The sequence below is a fragment of the Enterobacter sp. Lyrl_3 genome, assembly GCF_051948675.1.
Lineage (GTDB): Bacteria > Pseudomonadota > Gammaproteobacteria > Enterobacterales > Enterobacteriaceae > Enterobacter > Enterobacter cloacae.
This window is the reverse complement of record NZ_JAYJLI010000010.1, coordinates 17,286-34,983: the sequence shown is the minus strand read 5'-3', so window position 1 is coordinate 34,983 and position 17,698 is coordinate 17,286. Positions and strand designations below refer to the sequence as shown.

The following is a 17,698-nucleotide window of genomic DNA, read 5'->3' as shown; positions in this document are numbered from 1 at the left end:
CCTTTTGGCTTACAAAGGGGTAAGTATAGACGATGGTTCCGGCACACCTAGGAACACAGACAATTCTGTAACCTATACCCGCTGCGCGTCGCCTGACAGATGGTGCGCTATCTCATCAAGAAACACGCGCAACGCCGCGGGCTGATACTCCCGGGACTGATAAATACCGTGAATGGCTAACGCTTTGGGCGTCAGGCTGCTCAGCACCGGGAGCAGCGTGCCCTGTTCAATCGCGGCATGTGCTTCCTGCTCCGGCAACATGGCAATGCCGCAATGCTTCACCGCCGCCTCCATCAACAATGACGAGATGCTGGCGCTGAGGTTGCCGCTCACGGCGACGCTGACGTTTTCCCCTTCCGGCGTCAGGAAGTGCCACGCCTGACCGGCGAAAAAGCTGTAGTGCAGACAGTTGTGCTGCGCTAACTCCTCCACCTGCTCTGGCGTGCCGTGGGTTGCAAGATACTGCGGCGACGCGCACAGCACGGAACGACACTCCCCGAGCCTGCGGGCGATCATCCCGGGCTCTGGGTTATCCGTGATGCGGATCGCCACATCAATGCGTTCCCCTACCAGGCTCACCGGGTGGTTGTTCACATCCAGCTCAATGCGCAGCTGCGGGTAGCGCGAAAGCAAGCCGGGCAGCACCGGGGCAATCAGATGCATGGCGGTAAAATGGGCGCAGGCCACCCGTAGCGTGCCTGAAGGGAGATCTTTCTCCGACTGGCCCTCAATTTCCTGCGACAGCTGGGACAGCGTTCGCGTTTTTAGCAGCACCTTCTCTCCGGCCGCCGTCAGCGTCAGCTTGCGCGTCGAGCGGTTTACCAGCCGCGTACCGGCCCACTTCTCCATTTGCTCAAGATAGCGGCTCACCATCGGACGGGAGATACCCAACGCCCGGGCTGCTGCACTCAGGCTTCCCAGCTCGCATATCCGGTTATAGACCTGAGCGGCAATAACGCGATCCATATAACACCCCATTTGCTCGATTTATGAAACAAAGCATGTCTTGTTTCAGGAATTCTGGCAAATGCGAATATCCGTACAATAAAGACTTTCCTGAACAACAGAGACATCAGAATGAAATTCACTCACCTTGCACTGCTTTCCACGCTTATCACGCCCGCGGTGTTGGCTGCGCCATTAACCATTGATACCTATAACCCGCAGGACAAAGGGATGTTTGCGGTCTCCTCCACGCTGGTCTCTGGTCCAAAAGAGGCCGTGCTGTTTGACGCCCAGTTCAGCGTCAAAGATGGCGAAGCGCTGGTCGACAAAATTCGCAAAAGCGGGAAAACCCTGAACAAAATCGTCATTACCTCTGGCGATCCGGATTTCTATTTTGGTCTGCAACCGCTGGTGAAAGCCTTCCCGAATGCCAAAGTGGTGGCCACACAGCAGGTGGTTGACCATATCAAGGCCACCAAAGACGCAAAACTTGCCTTCTGGGGACCGCAAATGAAAAACGGTGCACCAACCGAACTTATCGTTCCGCAGGTGCTGGCATCCACTACCTTCATGGTGGACGGCGAGAAGATTGATATCGAGCAGCCAGAAAGCTACGCCGCCTATGTCTGGATCCCTTCGGCTAAAACTATCCTCGGTGGTACCGGTGTCGCCTGGGGCATCCACGTCTGGACGGCAGACACCCAAACGCCAGCCAGCCGCAAGCAGTGGCAACAGACGCTGGAAAGCATGGCGGCACATAAGCCTGAACGCGTGATCCCGGGTCACTATCTGGGAACACCACCGGCAGGCAGCGGTGCTCTCGACTTTACCCGTGATTATCTCCAGCGCTTCGAACAGGCGTTGTCAGAACATAAAACATCGACAGGCGTGATCAGCGCCATGAAAAAACAGTATCCGGGTCTGGCTGAAGAGAGCTCGCTGGAATTAAGCGCCAAAGTGAATACCGGCGAAATGAAGTGGTAATGTAAAATCTGCTCCTGCTATATTTCAGTGATAGCAGGAGCGCCTGCAAAATATCCTCGCGGCAAACCCTCAATATATCCTCCCATTCTAAAAGCGCATAAAAGCATGCACTTATGTCATTTTTATTTCTAAGATGAATCTTAGACACAGCGGCCAAAATATTTGCCATTCTGTTTGTGAATTAAATTTTTTGCGAGCCGTACCATTAAACAGACAACGACACGGAGGCAGCATGTTTACTTATTACCCGGCCAATACTGCAGCAGCACAACCTGAACTCGTTAACGCGATTGCACAGGGTCTTCACGCCGAGCATGGTGCTGTGACTGAAGATGACATTTTGATGGAACTGACCAAGTGGGTGGAATCCACAGACAATGACATCCTCAGTGACATCTACCAGCAGACCATTAACTACGTCGTCAGCGGGCAAAACGCACCTTTGTAAAAACCTGCTAAGCTGGATCTGCAACCTAAGGGGTTACATTTCGTTTGCGTAAGCGAACTGGTCCTTAAAACTATCAACAGGATTGAGGAGTTAACATGAAATCGAACCGTCAGGCACGCCATATACTGGGACTGAACTATAAGCTTTCTAACCAACGTAAAGTTGTGATTGAAGGCGACAGTGAAACACAGGTCACTCACGCCACCGGCAGAAAACGCCACGCGGGCAAGTAAGTTCCCAGGAGAGATCCTCAACACCATCGGCAAAACCGATGGTGTTTTTGTTTATGTGTTGCGGTAATTAATCTTTAGCTCCTTTATAATACCGCCTGACCGCACCCCATCGCACAGGCCAGAAAGATGACAAACAGCAGTGTCAGGGACGGATCTTCAAAAAAAGAGTGAGTGACATGGACAACAAACTGAAAAAACATCGTTCCCTATATATCCCTTATGCCGGCCCGGTATTACTCGAATTCCCCCTGCTCAACAAAGGTAGCGCCTTCAGCATGGAAGAGCGCAGCAGCTTCAACCTGCTCGGTTTGCTGCCAGAAGTGGTGGAAACCATTGAAGAACAGGCAGAGCGCGCGTGGATCCAGTATCAGGGTTTCAAAACCGAAATCGACAAACATATTTACCTGCGCAACATTCAGGATACCAACGAAACCCTCTTCTATCGTCTGGTACAAAATCATCTCGAAGAGATGATGCCGGTGATCTACACCCCAACGGTGGGTGCCGCCTGTGAACGCTTCTCAGAGATCTACCGTCGCTCCCGTGGCGTCTTTATCTCTTATCAGAACCGCCACAACATGGACGATATTCTGCAGAACGTGCCGAACCACAATATCAAAGTGATCGTGGTGACCGATGGCGAACGTATTCTGGGTCTCGGTGACCAGGGTATTGGCGGCATGGGGATCCCAATCGGTAAGCTCTCTCTGTATACCGCCTGCGGCGGCATCAGCCCGGCGTATACCCTGCCGGTGGTGCTGGATGTGGGCACCAACAACCAGCAGTTGCTTAACGACCCGCTGTATATGGGCTGGCGTCATCCGCGTATCACCGACGACGAGTATTATCAGTTTGTCGATGATTTCATCCAGGCGGTCAAGCACCGCTGGCCGGACGTGCTGCTGCAGTTTGAAGACTTCGCGCAGAAAAACGCGATGCCGTTGCTGAACCGCTATCGCGATGAGATCTGCTCTTTTAACGATGATATTCAGGGCACCGCCGCGGTCACCGTCGGCACGCTGATTGCCGCCAGTCGCGCGGCAGGCAGCCAACTGAGCTATCAGAAAATTGTCTTCCTGGGCGCAGGCTCTGCGGGTTGTGGTATCGCCGAGCAGATTATCGCCCAGACGCAGCGTGAAGGGCTAAGCGAAGAGCTGGCGCGCTCCCGCGTGTTCATGGTCGACCGTTTCGGCCTGCTGACCGACGGCATGCCAAACCTGCTGCCGTTCCAGACCAAGCTGGTGCAGAAACGTGAGAACCTGAAGAACTGGGACACCGACAACGAAGTGCTCTCTCTGCTGGACGTAGTGCGCAACGTGAAGCCGGATATCCTGATTGGCGTCTCCGGTCAGACGGGGCTGTTCACCGAAGAGATCATTCGTGAGATGCACAAGCACTGCGAACGCCCTATCGTGATGCCGCTCTCCAACCCGACCTCGCGCGTGGAAGCAACGCCGCAGGACATCATTGCCTGGACCGAAGGGAACGCGCTGGTCGCAACCGGCAGCCCGTTCGATCCGGTGGTGTGGAAGGACAAAACCTATCCTATTGCCCAGTGCAACAACTCCTATATTTTCCCGGGCATTGGTCTGGGTGTGATCGCCTCCGGCGCGTCGCGCATTACCGATGAGATGCTGATGTCGGCAAGCGAAACCCTGGCGGGCCACTCGCCGCTGGTGAACGATGGCGAAGGACTGGTGCTGCCAGAGCTGAAAGACATTCACAAGGTGTCGCGTGCTATCGCGTTCGCGGTCGGGAAAATGGCCCAGCAGCAGGGTGTGGCAGTGAAAACCTCTGCCGATGCGCTGCAGCAGGCCATCGACGACAACTTCTGGATGCCGGAATACCGCAGCTACCGTCGTACTTCGATCTAACATTGTGTTCCGACCTTTCCCTCTCCCACCGGGAGAGGGAATTACATTCGTCCCCCCTAGCCAAACCGCCTTTCCCCCGCTACACTCCTTTCATCCATTAACCCACTGAATATATAAGGAGGCCTTTTATATTGTGCTTTTTTTGTTCGTTTCAGAATCAATGACTTATATAAAAATCAGAGACTTATAACTTTAGCTGGTCAGACAATAGCGTAAAATAGCAGCAAATGTGATGCCCCAAATTTTGCCCCCAACGTCTTTTTGCCCCCAAATTTGCCCCCAAATCCTCAGAAATAAAAATGGCCTGAACCACCATAATTCAGACATTAAAGCGCATTGACAAATAGCGCAGCCGTTTCGATATTTGCTCTGGTCTGGTTCCTTCGTCGGTTTCCAGACATGGCGGTGCAGTTTAACCTGGCTTTTCCGAAGAGTGGTTATCACAGCAACTGCACCGCCACCCTCAATGGTGGCGCTTTCAAGATTCCTGTTTCTGCATCGTTATCTGCTGTCTGGTTAGCGCCATCACCATTTTTTCCTTGCACTAAACAACTCCCGTTCAGTAACTTTCCAATGTCTGGTTCCTTCGTCGGTTTCCCAGACATGGCACAGCGTCTCTGGGCTATTGACGCTGTGCCACCAAAAAATTATGGCGGAGCTTCTCATACCCCTTCGACGGTGCCGCCCGCACAGTCGTTACTGAGTAGCTCCGCCACCCTATTGACGTAAGTATCTCCCGTTATGAGTATCTGCGCCGTCTGGTTTTTATACCGGTTTCCTAGACGTTGCTTGCTACTTCATTGCCGAGCAGTACTAGCAGTTCCATTCAAACCAGATCTGGATTAAAGCCATAGAAAAATGTCGATAGCCCGTCAGCAAGAATTTTTACACACCCAGGGCCACATTTGTTTCTTGTCCAAAAGAAGGGTGATGATGAAAAAACTTTGCCAAATATGCCAAAGAAAAATTGGGCTTCTTGAGAGGATATTTCCGCTAGAGAAAGGCTTTCATGACAACTGTTTGATGGATTTTAATCTTGAAATTCGCAACAAAAAATCAGAAACAAAATCACCCCAAAAAAAAGCACCAACCTGAGTACTTCAGCATGCAATCACCAATTGTAGACAAACAGCATATACAGCTAAGTTATATTACTCATTTCTATTGCAATCAAGAGAATATTGATTCTGTTATTTCTCTGTTGGCGCAGTATGAGAAAATGGACTCAGAACTACTGAAGCAAATAGAGTTTATCATCGTCGATGATTGCTCGCCTGCAAAATATTCGATACCTGAATTTGACCTAAACATAACATGGTTAAGAATTAATAGTGACATACAATGGAATCAAGGTGGGGCCAGAAACCTTGGTGTAACCTATGCCAAGTCAGATAAAATAATTATCACAGACCTTGATCATGTACTTCCCGAGCATACATTCAAATATCTCGTTAAAGTAAAAAATCCTGGTCGTGATTTTTTCAAAATTTATCGCATGGAAAACAACTCCATAATCAAAGGCCACAGCAACATGTTTTTTATGTCAAGGGCTAGATTTATGCGTTTTTTCGGTTATGATGAGGAGTTTTCAGGAAACTACGGAGCAGAAGATTACCGTTTCGTAAAATTTCATAAATATCACGGTTCAAGACAGAGGTATCTCCCAAAGCCTTACTATTGTACTGAACGCAACATTGACAGGAAAAAATCCTATCACTCTCTAACTCGCGACCTCACAGCGAATACCCCTGTAGACACAAAAAAACACCATGAAATTTGTAAGTATGGTTATGAAAAAGGACACAGCCGTACTTTTCTCAATTTTGAATGGTGCATTGTTAAGCGCATTGCTCTCCCCTCACCTGAAATGAAAAAACATCCTTACTGGAAATATTGTTGGTGGTTGAGATATCTTTTCTCATTTTTATCAAAATGATAAATCATCAATAGTAACCTTTCGCCCCGATAATATTAATGTCAGGGCGAATAACGAAGCGTTAGTTTATTCAGGCTTTTCCGGCCAGTCCGGTTTCTCAGGGTCCACTCTGCTCAGCAACACGCTGTATTTTTCCCAGGCTTCCAGCAGGGCTTTTTCTTCGTCGGTGGGGTCGTACTTCATGACGCGCTCGAGGCTGGCTATAATCCTGTCTGCTTCCTGATTCAGGGCTTCAAGCTTTTCCTGCGCCGCAGCGACTTCAGCCGCTTGCTGTGCGTCAGTGTCCGTCACCCATTTATCCCCATCCCATTTATCAAACGGGGACGCCGGTGCAAGAAGTGTCCAGCCATCAGGAAGCGGGCCGATAAAATCAACCGTGCTCGCTTCTCCGGTTTCGGTGCTGTAAGCAAGCTGTCCGCGCAGGTCATCAACCACTTCCCAGGCTGAACCGTCAGCAGTCCGGCGAATGGCTTTGGTATTATCGTCCAGTTCGGCGGGTTTATCGGTGTAAGAGCCTGCCGCGATACCCACCCCTTCGGCACAATACTGCCAGTAGCAGGACGTGTATTCGCGAGTCGTGTCGTAAGCACACTGATACGTCAGTACCCAGCCCGCCGTTGTTGCCCAGCCTTCAGCGCCAGGAATGGCATGTTCAAAATCAAGGTTATATTTTTCAGTCATTATGCTGCTCTCACGATGTAGTTAAATGCGACGTTGGTTGGGCGGGTTTCACGCTGTGCCTGCGACTCGGACATAATCTGATAGGTGCCGTCATTGTCTGTGCCGGTAGTCATGTAGTACCCCGTTTTGACCGTTGCGCGGCTGTTCCATGATGTATTTCCGTAGGTACTGCCGACTGAGGAGTATGGAGACTGCCCCGCCTGTGTGCTGAGGATGGCACGCCCGGTATCGATGTTTTTGCCGTTATCAAGGCCGCGGATAAACTGCGCGCGAAGGTCAGGCAAGTTGCCTGACGGATACACCGCCGCCAACTTAGGGCAACTGGTCTTGTTGAAAGCGGAGCCATTGCAAATCAGCCAGCCAGACGGCGGCGTTGCTGTCGGCCACGGCAAAGGAATACCCACGGGGAGATTTTCTGATTTCGTCAGATAGCGGGAATCAAAATTGGTGTAATTTCCAGGGACAACCTGTCCGGGACAGTTATAGTTTCCTTTGGTGTCCCACTGGTGGTTGATATCCTGACCAGCACTACCCCGCATATACAGATGCCAGGTTAATTCCGTTCCACCGACCAGAACCCCCTGAGTGAATACCCATGCGTTATTGCTCAGGCGTGCACGTTGTTTGATAAGAGGGTGGTATTCACTGGCCCCGGCAGAGGTGAAATCGTGATAAAAAGGCGCTCTGGTGTTGTACTGGTCTGCCCATGCGAAAGTACCTTTATAGGCACCTGTGATTTCGCCCGGACAGCTCAACATCCCATCCTCACCAAATACCCAGTCCCCTGAATTAGATGTATTCCCTTTGTCTTTGTTGGGTGTGCCGCAATTAATTCTGACGCCGGGGCGACGATTCGGGGCATCAACACCATCTTTATAGACATAGCCGTCAACAGCCCAGGTACCATCATTTTTGAGGTATTCGAAACGAATGTGGCGGTTTGCCAGGTTACGTAGAGAGTAATCCCCAGTGTTAGTGACTCCCGGAGCCGTTAACGCTCCCGTCATAGTGTCGCCCGCTTTGGCAACCGCACCTACATCCGCAGCAGTGGGTTTGTTTAATGTCGTATAATGAATAGCCCACGGTGTATCAACATCAAATGCCACATCAGAAAGAGAAAATCTTGAATATACGTTCCCGCCGGTGGTCATGAAAATTTGTGCGCGACGTGATGCACCATATGCTGATTGCCATCCGGCACCATTAGCTGGTACTTCTTTGAAATCAGTGGCCGCATATGCGAGGAATTGCGATACCTGCCCCATGCGAATTTGAGCGACAGAACCCAGCCCCTGCCAGCCCACTATCGGAACACGCCCAGCTGTCGTATCGGTCATGGAGGTAACAAGATTAGCGAACGCTGCCGTACCCAGCCCCGCGTAAATTGCCCCTGGGTTAGCCACATTGAAAAATGTTTTGGTGTTATCCATCAGACAAACCAGAGCCACGTCTTTCAGAATATCGTTCGCTACCAGCGCGGCTTTGTTGCCCTTGTATAATGGAAATGTACCGAGAACACGCCCTCCCATCGTCAACTGCAGCGTGGCAGCGCCGGTATTGTTTTGGGACGGGTATACAACGATGGGTGTTTTCAATACCCAATCAGCCGAACCATTGAGGAAAAAGGTGGTAGGCAGCTCAAGTGTCAATGCGTTCGCCGTACCACCAGCGGTACCAGATGTATAAAACCCGCTCTGGATATGAGCGATCTGAGGAAATGAGTTTTCCGAGCCGCGGGTAGCGAAGTTGGCTACTGCATCCTTCAGCGCCCAGCCCTTCGCCGTCGTTCCTTCCTGTCCGCGGATAACCGTCAGCGTGTCGCCATTGACTGCAGTAAGATGACACACCTCGAATGCGGTTTCGCCGGAGTCGGTCAGCGTAATTTTTGCGTAGTTTTTTAACGTTGTGGATTTATTGCTGAAATCAGAAGTCAGGAGTGCCGCGAATAATGGCCCGTCTCCTGGCAGTACAGAAAAAGTTGTCTGACTGGCTGTGATGTCCGATGCCAGTGAAGAGACCACGTTGTTACCGAAACCCAGTATCATTTTTTCACCATTTTCAGTGATAAAGTTTAATTAGCGAAATCGACTGTAAAGCTGTACATGAACGGTAATTTGACTATGCGTTGTTCTATCGCATCTTTGAGAAATTGCCCCACGTTGTCGTTCGAATCAGGCAGCAGAATTGCGAAAATTCCGTTTGCAGGCACAACCGAAATATCGAAGGTGTCCGTAACGGGGGGATCAATACCATTTGGGCCCCGCAAAAAGCGTGCTATACGGCGCTTCAGCCAGTCGATATTGAATTGCACACCGTCACCTTTGTAGAAATTCCAGGTCAGTATGCGTTTGAAATAATCGTCTACAACGTAAGTCGTTGCGCCGGGTACGAAGTTCTTCATCCCTGCATACGGGATCGTGTTGTAGTCGATGGTGTTGTAGGCCCCTTTCGCGATAGCATCCTGGGATACCTGCAGCAGCGGACGGGTTTCCCCGTAGATTCCCTCAACAACCCAATCAAGCAATTTCCCCGACAGAGCTGGAGAAGGCCAGTAAGGAATGCTTAGAGCGTTAATATCGTCCAGGTACTCCTGAGCCATTTCGTTATAAGCGTCAAAGAATGCCACGATATTTGGGTCATCGCGGTACTGAACGAAGGGATAAGAAGGGATGATTTTGTTAACTGGTGCTGCCATATTTCTCTACCTGAATCTGCCCGGCCGTCGTTGAGAAGTAACCGTAGGTGTCGCCATAAACCAGTTTTGAATTATCTTCCGGTGGTACAATCTCCCCGTTGATACCAATCTGAATATCGATCATCGATACCAGTGATGGCGGAACAAGCCCCTGCACCGCTTCGAGGAAAATTTCCTGAATCTGGAGGATGTTGATAGGTTCGCCCACAGCGATAGTGTTGATGTAATCTGCTACCGGCTGTTGAACGGCCATAGAGATGCCAGCAGGATCGATATAATTCGTTGAAGCGGTGTTCCAGGTAATGAAAACCGCAGCGGTTTGAGAACCAGGGACAACAAACGGCACCTGATAGGAATCGGGATAAACATCGATCTGTATCGTTTTTTTATCAACAGCTGCGCCGGATGGATTACTGACATCATTTGTCAGCACTGATATATCCGGGACTGATTTATAAATGGCGTAAGCCACGTCATAAGGATCCCCGCCTCCGATGATAGCCACCCATTTTCCCAATGAAGCCTGGCGAAAAGAAAGAAGGTTTTCCTGTACGCCTTCAACCGCCTCCAGTACCGTCCTGAAATAATCCGGCGTGCCCTGCACCGCTTTCATACCTGACTGCATTACCTGGCCGCGATACGATGCCCAGGACTGTTCTGCAAGCCCCGGTAGTCCTGCCGTGAGATTTGTACAGGTAACGTTGTAACCCTGTGGTACCGACGTGATTATCTGGGTTACTGTGCCTTCCGGCACAGCCCATGAGCCTGGCGAAATCGCCAGACTGTACACTGGCTCGGTCTGACCGCTGGACGGGATCGCTGTATCACGAACTACAGCATACTGATTGTTACCGTCGCCCACGATGAAACCTTTCGGAATAGCGAATCCCGGCGGGCCGGAGAATGTGATGTATACCGATGTGTTTGTTCCTTCCCCCTGAGGAACGCCGTAGGTGGTACCGAGCTGCATCAGTAATGGGATGTTGGCACCGTATGGCGTTACCGAATTGATAAGATCAACCCGGGCCTGGTCGATTAAAGCGATAGCTCCCGTAGCAGTGCTTGCGAGGTCGGTAATCAGGCCAGCCGGCAGGTTGGCTGTGTAATCGGGTACTTTTTGCGAAACTCTGGTGATAAGATTAGCAAGCAATGTTTTTGGTGGCGTGGGTTGAGCCCCTGCTTCTGTCATAATAATCGGAAGGTCTGACACATTATTACCTCTTAGTTATGGATATTTTTAAATGAAAAAATTACTTGTTTTATTAGCGCTCCCTTTGTTTGCTCAAGCAAATGAATATGAAGTAAAAACTGATCAGGCAAAACTGGTACAGGCCGCCTGTTCTTCATTGATGCGTGATGTAATGCAACAATATGGGAAATCATTTTTTTGTAAAACCAGCAATGCCATGGCTGAAAGTGCAAATGCTTCACTGCTGGTAGAAAACACAAACCCTAATGCAACTGGTCATTTAATCAGGTTTACTGATGTGTTTAATGATGCATCTGGCAATATTCATTATTCATATAACGTCAGCGACTATAACCAAGCAATCAATTACATCAAGGTTGGTGGTGGATTAACAGAAAAGCAGCAATCCCATCAAGTATGCAGAAGCACAATAAACACAATGAAAAACAATGCAGCCGATACCGATAAGAAATACATAAAAAAAGAAATATCCCAAAAGGAATACGATGCGATTCATAAGTTTCAAATGAATGCTATATCGAACATGGAAAAGCAATGCCCTAATGGAATTGTCTTGGGGTAAATATATTATACTGCTACATTTTTTTGGTAGCTTACACCGTTCCTGAACACGACATCGATCGTATAGGTGGGGTTCGCTGCCCCATCTACTTTCGATATCGCCAGCGATGCAAAGTATCCGGCAAATTGCTGCTGAGTCATATTGACGTAGTAATCAGGATAAACTTGCTGAACAATCGACTGCTGCGCCGGAATGCCGTACTGAGCGTAAAACGGCGATTCTCCCAGGCCAAGCTTTAAGGTCTGGATCAGCGTGGTCAACCAGACGTATGACGAATCACCGTTCGCATCCGTTTCAACCACCTGCCACGTTTTTTTACCCTTCGCGTCTGTAACGCGTCCCCATGTTCTCATCGTTACCCTGCCTTTGGTTTTTCAGACTGAACAGTGCTACCACCGCTCTGAACGTTTTTCACATCATGAGGGTGATTCATGAGGCTGATGCCGCCTGCCTTCACGTCGTTTGTAACGTCCATAGGGCCAATAAATTTGGCTGAAGTATCAGACATCTCGCCAGCGTCCTGGACAATCGGGCCATTGAGATGAATCGTGCCCCCGCCCAGATAGATATTTTTCGCTGTGAGATAAATAGAGTCAGCCTTTTCGGTTATTTTACCCGGCTCAACTGTAATGCTGCTGGCACCGTCCGCAGTTTTCAGGATCGCCCCGTCGGGGCCATACAGCACGATTTTGTTTGGATCCTCTTTGGACCACCCTGCGTTTGAGAGAGGAACGAAGAAAATAGGCACCAGAGAAAGCGTTAGCGCACGGCTTGCGATGCCGGTACCGAGTCCAGAAATACCTCTCAGCGATACGTCAGCGGCTACTGTTACCCCTTTGTCGCCGATTTGAATTGGGTAGCGAATGTATTCGAATGTCGCTATTGGGATCGTCACCTGTGGGTACTGTGTACCGTCAGGCAGCATGTCGAACTGTACCGTGACGATCTGCCCGTCAACGCCAACCACATGGCAAGGCAGCGACCGTCCCTCTATCGCTGCGCGGTCCTCATTGGCTGTATGGATGGCATTGTTCAGGGCTTTCAGGAAAGGAAATTTTTGTCCGTTGCTCATGTTGTATTTTTCGCCAGCGCGACGGCCTCGTAAATTGTTACCCAGGAATTAGAATTGTCCGGGTTGAGATACTCACCCACATGGCGCACAGAAGTTATGAGAAATGCGCCGGAAAAATTAACCTGCGACCGAAGCGACGAATAGGACCGCTCGGAGTTGACGGCCAGCAGCGCACCCGGCCCGGAAATGATATTTTGCGGCAGCTCAACCCTATCACCACAACGTAAATCCGCCCTGAGAGGGCACTTGAAAGACGCGCTTACCGGGCCGATCCATGTTGGTTGCCCTATCAACTCCTGTGGAAGTATCTGGATCCCCCCAGCCTCACCCACTGTGTTGTCGAACACCCGGATCTTTCGGTTTTGCATGACCATCTGCACCCCGGTGTAATCGTCCCGATTTATTATTGAGAACGACTGACTGCGTATCGTAGCTGCTAACTGCGTAAGACGGCTGTAAACGCCCACGCCATCCTCTGCCAGCACCAGCAGATCGCTTATCGCTATCTCAATCGTGAAGCCGGGATATGCAGTGGTCAGCGCCCGTGTGAGCACGTCACTTAATTTCTCTCCCTTTTTACCATCGAGCGTGATACTCGCAGCCTGCCCCTGGTCATTAAGCAATGGGCTGGGGTTAACGATAAAATTCAGCGACTGATGTGTTCCCAGCCAGTTAGCATAGGGGTTGTAGATCTGCCCGCTTAAAATAAGTCCCGCTTGATTAGGGTTTGCGAGCGGCAGACCTGCGGTAAAACCAGCGGTCAAGTTTATCTGACACCCGGCAAGCTGAGCACTCTCCCGCAGCATGGTTACCGGAACGCCGTAAATCGCGATATTTGTACCACTCATTACAACATCATAGCCTGTGATGAGCGCATCAAACTGGATCTCAAGCGCTGCACCAGGGGTAAGAGAACTGTCAAACGGCCCAATCGGGTTTCCGGCGGCATCGAGGGGAGTGTTCCCGTCCTTATCGGTAATCTCTAGGCGGTAATATTTCATCAGGTAGCCTCGAACTGGTTCGTACTGACACGATACACAAGCGATCCCGGCGCGTAAGGCAGTGCCAGATTGATATCGAATCCATCAGGTGAACCAATCAGGGGAACGTAGGAAACTATCCGCCCATGCCCGTCAGTAAGCCTGACGTAATACCGATTGGCATAGAGGTTATAAGGCACGGTCGCGAATAGCTTGGCGCCGCCGACGGTCGCCTGAAACGAAAATGGCGTTTTACCGTCCGGATTAAAGGCAATCGTGGTTGTCATAGAGTCGCCTAAAATTTTGGAATTGCGGGTATAAGGTCGCCGTTGCCGCTCCAGGACAATGTTGAAGATGGCGTGGTCGGCGGCATACCGGATTCGAATTTGCTCATCAGGTTTCCAAGGGCCGCGTCAACCTGGGAGATCGACAGAAGTGGCTGCTCAAACTCCAGCTGCCACGTGTGCTGCACCTGCTTGTTCTGTTCTGAGAAACCTGACACGTCGATCATCGTTCGCAACAGACATCCCGTATAGATATAAGCTGGTGTCATTACCACATAGTAGCCACCACTCTGGTTATGCTGATCGAGCGCCAGTTTAAGCGCCGTGAATGTTATTCCCTTCGCAGCGTATCCGCCTCCTTTCGTGGATGCCGGGCGGATCATCTGCATGACGACCCGGTTAGAACGGTTAACCACTGAGTTGGCAGCCGTCACCATATTGAAAAAATTCAGAGTCCCGACATCCTGCTGGATGAGTGTTGTGCCGGCCATCGGAGAAAATGCCGCAGACTGTCCCGAGATCTCGCCGTGCAGAAGACCGTCGACGATGCTCACCCCTTCAGTCAAAACAGCGATCGGCATCGCGCCACCAGGTATGGAAGCGGCAATGCCGTCTACAAGCAGAATGGGGGAAATTTCAAAGGCCAGTTTGAATGCCTGGCCAAAATAATTTAATGCCATTGATTACCTCGGAGTGACGTAGATCCCCTTAACTTGCGCGGAAATATCAGAACCGGGCTGTTGCACCACTTCAATTTTAACTGCCTGGTGCGATGAAGCCGGGCCAGGTAGAGCCTGAGCGCCACGGTTCATTGCCATTGCTTTAAGTACGTCATCACCGCTGATGGTGCTCGCTGCTGGCCCGTTCTCATGATTGATGATGCCCACTATCAGGCGCTTGATTTGTTCGTTGTTGGACGGGTCGATCTCTTCCTTAATGCCCAGCCCGGTGAACCTGGACAGGTACGATTTGTAGGCTGCAGTGTCGTTTTTGTCCGACTTCGGCGCGTAAATATCCATGATTTTGTCGATGGTGTTCGTGCCCCGCTTCAGATACAACCCAACCTGTTTATCAAGCGCGGCAATGCCGTCCAGCATCGTCGGAAACTGAGCGAACCGGGCATTCGGACCATCTTCTAATTTTGCGCCATACTGACCCACGAAATTCAGGTTTCCGGGGTTATTGTTTCGCAACCCGCGCGGCTGCTTATTGCCACCATGGTTAGCCCAGCCACCTGCTTTCCATCGCTCCTCAGCGGCATCTATGGTCACATTACCGCCAGTAAGAAGGCTTACCACTGTGTTTCCCATAGCCCTAAGGAAGCCAGCGCCTGAAGCGTTTTCTTCTGCCGCCTGCTTTTCAGTCAGTCCTTTTTTAGCGAGTTCCTCCTTCGACCGGGTAACGTCAAAGCTGCTTTGACCTCGGGCCTCATCGACTGACGTGGGGGCTTTAATCCCGTAACCGGAAAGCCAGTCGATAGCTGAACCGATAGCCTGAGCGATGCGTTTCACAGCCTTAGAAAAGCTATCCAGATCACGTTGAAAATCATCGCTACCCAGCCAGTTACCAAGCTTCTGCAACCCGTTAGCCAGAGAGTCAAAAAGCGCCTGCCCGTTCCGCCCGTTCAGGAATTTTTCAATACTGGCTGTAAGGTTGTCGGCTACGCGCCCAATTGGACCATTGAGCCTCGCGAGTGTCTTCAGGAACGTATTCCCTATCCGGTCTGCGTTCATGGCAAACCGAGAGGATAATTCCTGATAACTTTGCTGGGTGCCACTGCCTAAATCGCGGTCGAGTCGCTGTGATTGAGCAACAAACTGCTGGTTAAGCTGAGGCAACCGATCGCTGTTTGCCAGAACCTGGTTAGCGGTGGCGACATCGATGACCCCGTCCAGACCATGCCCCTTAAGAACAGCCTGTGAAACCCCGGTGCCTTTGTACTGTTTGAGCAGGCTGGAAACCCCTTCCAGCAGTTTAGGCAGGTTCGCCGCCGCCCCGTCCTGCGGATTGATACCCAGGCTCCTCAGCCCGGCGTAATGAGGGTTGTTAGGGTCGTTTTGGGCTGCAGCCAGCGCCTGCAGTAAGTTTCCTGTGTTAGAAAAGCGGCTGCCATACACATTGTTGGCCGCCTGCATTTCTCCGGTGGAAACGCCAAGCCCCTGGGCGGACTTGTACTGCTCTGTCGCACGGTGGGCCATATAGCCATAACCGAATAACCCGCCTCCGCCAATCGCGGCAATACGCGCCCCCCAGGAAACAGTTGTGGTAAACAACTTTTTCAGGACGAGGTTGGTCACCCCCAACGTTTTGTTGATCAACCCAAAAGTTTTCAGCGTTCCTCGCGCTGTTTTCCCCAAATTTTTAAGGAATTTGTCTCCCTCAGCGCCGGGATTAGGGTTGCTCTGTTCTGGTCGATACTGGTCAGTTAGTGACGAGTTGTTTGCCGGCAAAAACCGGCCTTTGTCATCGCGCTGTCGTGACTCTTCCGCTTCGCCAGCCTGGGCAGGTTCCTTCTTTACCGTTTGGCTGGGTTGCGGAACGTTGTTGATTGAGATCCCGCCAGGCCCGATAGAGAAAGCCGCTTTAAATTTCTCTGAAATTTCGTTCAGCGCGGCAATTTTCGACTCATCGATATCGAGAGTCAGGACGGGTAATTGATCACCTGCCATTAAAAGATCCCTCGATGCGTTTTGAACTTCAGCAGCTCACGAAACTGAGCTGCTGTTTTCAGGTTTAGCCCGGTATCGAGCCAGATCTCAGAGAATCCTGCGGCTGCTGTGTAGTCGAGGATGCTGCTGATGATGTGCTCTCCGTCTCGCCAGAACTGTCGGCTGGCTTCAATGTCGGCAATGAACGCATCCAGTCCGTAAGACTCAAGGACGTAGTTTGACTGTTCCACATTCCATTGACTTCTTTCATCAGACCCTGAGCCTGTGCGGGTTTGTTTATCGACGAGACGCATGTAAAAAAAACGAGTTCGCCGATAACTTCGTCGAGCTCGACAATTTCGCGATCGAGAGCAACTTCAAGAGGCTTGGTGTCCCACCCCTTTCCTTCCACAGGGTAGACCAGGTTGGAAAGACGGATGATTTCGTTCACCAGGGTATTACGCACTCCAGTGGTCCCTTCCCAGATCTCATCCTTTTTACAGATATGTTCAAGCATGAGATAAGCGACTCGCGGCCCGGCAACCACGCCGAGACCTTCAGAAAAAATGGCGGAAAAAGTCTTACTGAGAATGAAGAAATGCTCGCGGTAAACCTCCTTCGAAATAGGCGCTGAATGGATATAAGCCGTCCCCATTTCGGTATCTACGGGAATAATTAAGTGCATGTTTCGAGAGATTTTCATCAGATATTCCACATTTCCGAGTTGATGTAATAGGTTCCTGTAATGGTGATGACCACACCCGGATCACCACCGGCAAAGGTCATGTCCTGAACATTTGTTATCGCGGTATTGAATAATTCAAAATCACCGAAAGTTGTGCTGTCGCTATAAACCTTGGCATCACCGATGGCTGAGTTAAGCTCCCACTGCGCTTTGTACTGCGTAGAGAGAGCCTGACTACGAAGCAGGTGAACCCTGGCCTGCATAATCATGTAGGGCTGGGGAGACTGCACCGCCCCGGTCATTGCAGGGAGAAAATCAGTCATATTGCCCTGGAACGATAGTTCCACCCCTTCCTTGGCAAGATAGGATGCCGATACGTTCAGCCCTGGAAAGTCATTGAACTTTACGCTGGCGCGGACGCGGTTTAATACGCCCGGATTGATCATTGGATTTGGCACGGT

General features: G+C 50.7%; 19 protein-coding genes and 1 pseudogene. 6 read left to right on the top strand and 14 right to left on the bottom strand.

Annotated features, from left to right (window positions below; translation table 11 throughout):
* Positions 1–72: 72 nt before the first annotated feature.
* Complete coding sequence (locus VF709_RS17175; protein WP_072205113.1) at positions 73–966, bottom strand: LysR family transcriptional regulator; 894 nt, start codon at positions 964–966, stop codon at positions 73–75.
* A gap of 111 nt (positions 967–1,077) precedes the next feature.
* Here VF709_RS17175 and VF709_RS17170 point away from each other — a divergent pair, with 111 nt between their 5' ends.
* The 5 genes from VF709_RS17170 (at position 1,078) to VF709_RS17150 (ending at position 6,420) form a co-directional block, all read left to right on the top strand.
* A complete protein-coding gene (locus VF709_RS17170) occupies positions 1,078–1,929 on the top strand; it encodes a Vmh family MBL fold metallo-hydrolase (protein ID WP_148790937.1) in 852 nt (283 codons plus the stop codon).
* Positions 1,930–2,161: 232 nt separating this feature from the next.
* Positions 2,162–2,377, top strand: a complete 216-nt coding sequence (bdm, locus tag VF709_RS17165; protein WP_013096534.1) for a biofilm-dependent modulation protein — start codon at positions 2,162–2,164, stop codon at positions 2,375–2,377.
* A 95-nt stretch (positions 2,378–2,472) separates the two neighbouring features.
* Positions 2,473–2,610: a stationary-phase-induced ribosome-associated protein gene (gene sra / locus VF709_RS17160; RefSeq protein ID WP_013096533.1), complete on the top strand. Its 138-nt coding sequence runs from the start codon at positions 2,473–2,475 to the stop codon at positions 2,608–2,610.
* A 176-nt stretch (positions 2,611–2,786) separates the two neighbouring features.
* Entirely contained in the window at positions 2,787–4,484 is a 1,698-nt protein-coding gene (locus VF709_RS17155) for an NAD-dependent malic enzyme (RefSeq protein WP_013096532.1), read from the top strand.
* Positions 4,485–5,589: 1,105 nt separating this feature from the next.
* Positions 5,590–6,420, top strand: a complete 831-nt coding sequence (locus tag VF709_RS17150) for a glycosyltransferase family 2 protein (protein WP_440232074.1) — start codon at positions 5,590–5,592, stop codon at positions 6,418–6,420.
* Between the two features lie 66 nt (positions 6,421–6,486).
* Here VF709_RS17150 and VF709_RS17145 read toward each other — a convergent pair whose 3' ends face one another.
* The 5 genes and pseudogenes from VF709_RS17145 to VF709_RS17125 form a co-directional block, all read right to left on the bottom strand.
* Positions 6,487–7,101 carry a tail fiber assembly protein gene (locus VF709_RS17145; protein ID WP_440232037.1) on the bottom strand — a complete coding sequence of 205 codons (615 nt, stop codon included), beginning with the start codon at positions 7,099–7,101 and terminating at the stop codon, positions 6,487–6,489.
* Complete coding sequence (locus tag VF709_RS17140) at positions 7,101–7,640, bottom strand: phage tail protein (protein WP_440232073.1); 540 nt, start codon at positions 7,638–7,640, stop codon at positions 7,101–7,103. Before VF709_RS17140 ends, VF709_RS17145 begins: the two co-directional genes overlap by 1 nt.
* A gap of 837 nt (positions 7,641–8,477) precedes the next feature.
* A pseudogene (locus VF709_RS17135) lies at positions 8,478–9,146 on the bottom strand (phage tail protein); the annotation flags it as partial.
* A gap of 26 nt (positions 9,147–9,172) precedes the next feature.
* Positions 9,173–9,796: a hypothetical protein gene (locus VF709_RS17130; protein WP_320734004.1), complete on the bottom strand. Its 624-nt coding sequence runs from the start codon at positions 9,794–9,796 to the stop codon at positions 9,173–9,175.
* Entirely contained in the window at positions 9,780–11,006 is a 1,227-nt protein-coding gene (locus tag VF709_RS17125) for a baseplate J/gp47 family protein (protein WP_440232034.1), read from the bottom strand. Before VF709_RS17125 ends, VF709_RS17130 begins: the two co-directional genes overlap by 17 nt.
* A gap of 31 nt (positions 11,007–11,037) precedes the next feature.
* Between VF709_RS17125 and VF709_RS17120 the strand changes: the two genes are divergently transcribed.
* On the top strand, positions 11,038–11,568 hold the full coding sequence (locus tag VF709_RS17120; protein WP_440232032.1) for a hypothetical protein: 531 nt from the start codon (positions 11,038–11,040) through the stop codon (positions 11,566–11,568).
* A gap of 5 nt (positions 11,569–11,573) precedes the next feature.
* On the opposite strand, the gene VF709_RS17115 is transcribed toward VF709_RS17120, so the two are convergent.
* From VF709_RS17115 to VF709_RS17080, 8 genes are all read right to left on the bottom strand, one after another.
* Positions 11,574–11,921 (bottom strand): hypothetical protein, encoded by a 348-nt coding sequence (locus tag VF709_RS17115; RefSeq protein WP_440232030.1) that lies wholly within the window; start codon positions 11,919–11,921, stop codon positions 11,574–11,576.
* 2 nt (positions 11,922–11,923) lie between these two features.
* Entirely contained in the window at positions 11,924–12,640 is a 717-nt protein-coding gene (locus tag VF709_RS17110; RefSeq protein ID WP_440232028.1) for a phage baseplate protein, read from the bottom strand.
* On the bottom strand, positions 12,637–13,641 hold the full coding sequence (locus VF709_RS17105) for a hypothetical protein (RefSeq protein ID WP_440232027.1): 1,005 nt from the start codon (positions 13,639–13,641) through the stop codon (positions 12,637–12,639). The genes VF709_RS17110 and VF709_RS17105 overlap by 4 nt, the downstream gene beginning before the upstream one ends.
* On the bottom strand, positions 13,641–13,907 hold the full coding sequence (locus tag VF709_RS17100) for a hypothetical protein (protein WP_440232025.1): 267 nt from the start codon (positions 13,905–13,907) through the stop codon (positions 13,641–13,643). The genes VF709_RS17105 and VF709_RS17100 overlap by 1 nt, the downstream gene beginning before the upstream one ends.
* Positions 13,908–13,915: 8 nt before the next feature.
* Positions 13,916–14,584 (bottom strand): hypothetical protein, encoded by a 669-nt coding sequence (locus tag VF709_RS17095; protein ID WP_320734072.1) that lies wholly within the window; start codon positions 14,582–14,584, stop codon positions 13,916–13,918.
* A 3-nt stretch (positions 14,585–14,587) separates the two neighbouring features.
* Positions 14,588–16,573: a lytic transglycosylase domain-containing protein gene (locus VF709_RS17090; RefSeq protein ID WP_440232023.1), complete on the bottom strand. Its 1,986-nt coding sequence runs from the start codon at positions 16,571–16,573 to the stop codon at positions 14,588–14,590.
* A 64-nt stretch (positions 16,574–16,637) separates the two neighbouring features.
* On the bottom strand, positions 16,638–17,255 hold the full coding sequence (locus VF709_RS17085; protein ID WP_440232020.1) for a hypothetical protein: 618 nt from the start codon (positions 17,253–17,255) through the stop codon (positions 16,638–16,640).
* Positions 17,255–17,683 carry a hypothetical protein gene (locus tag VF709_RS17080; protein ID WP_320734122.1) on the bottom strand — a complete coding sequence of 143 codons (429 nt, stop codon included), beginning with the start codon at positions 17,681–17,683 and terminating at the stop codon, positions 17,255–17,257. Before VF709_RS17080 ends, VF709_RS17085 begins: the two co-directional genes overlap by 1 nt.
* Positions 17,684–17,698: the final 15 nt, after the last annotated feature.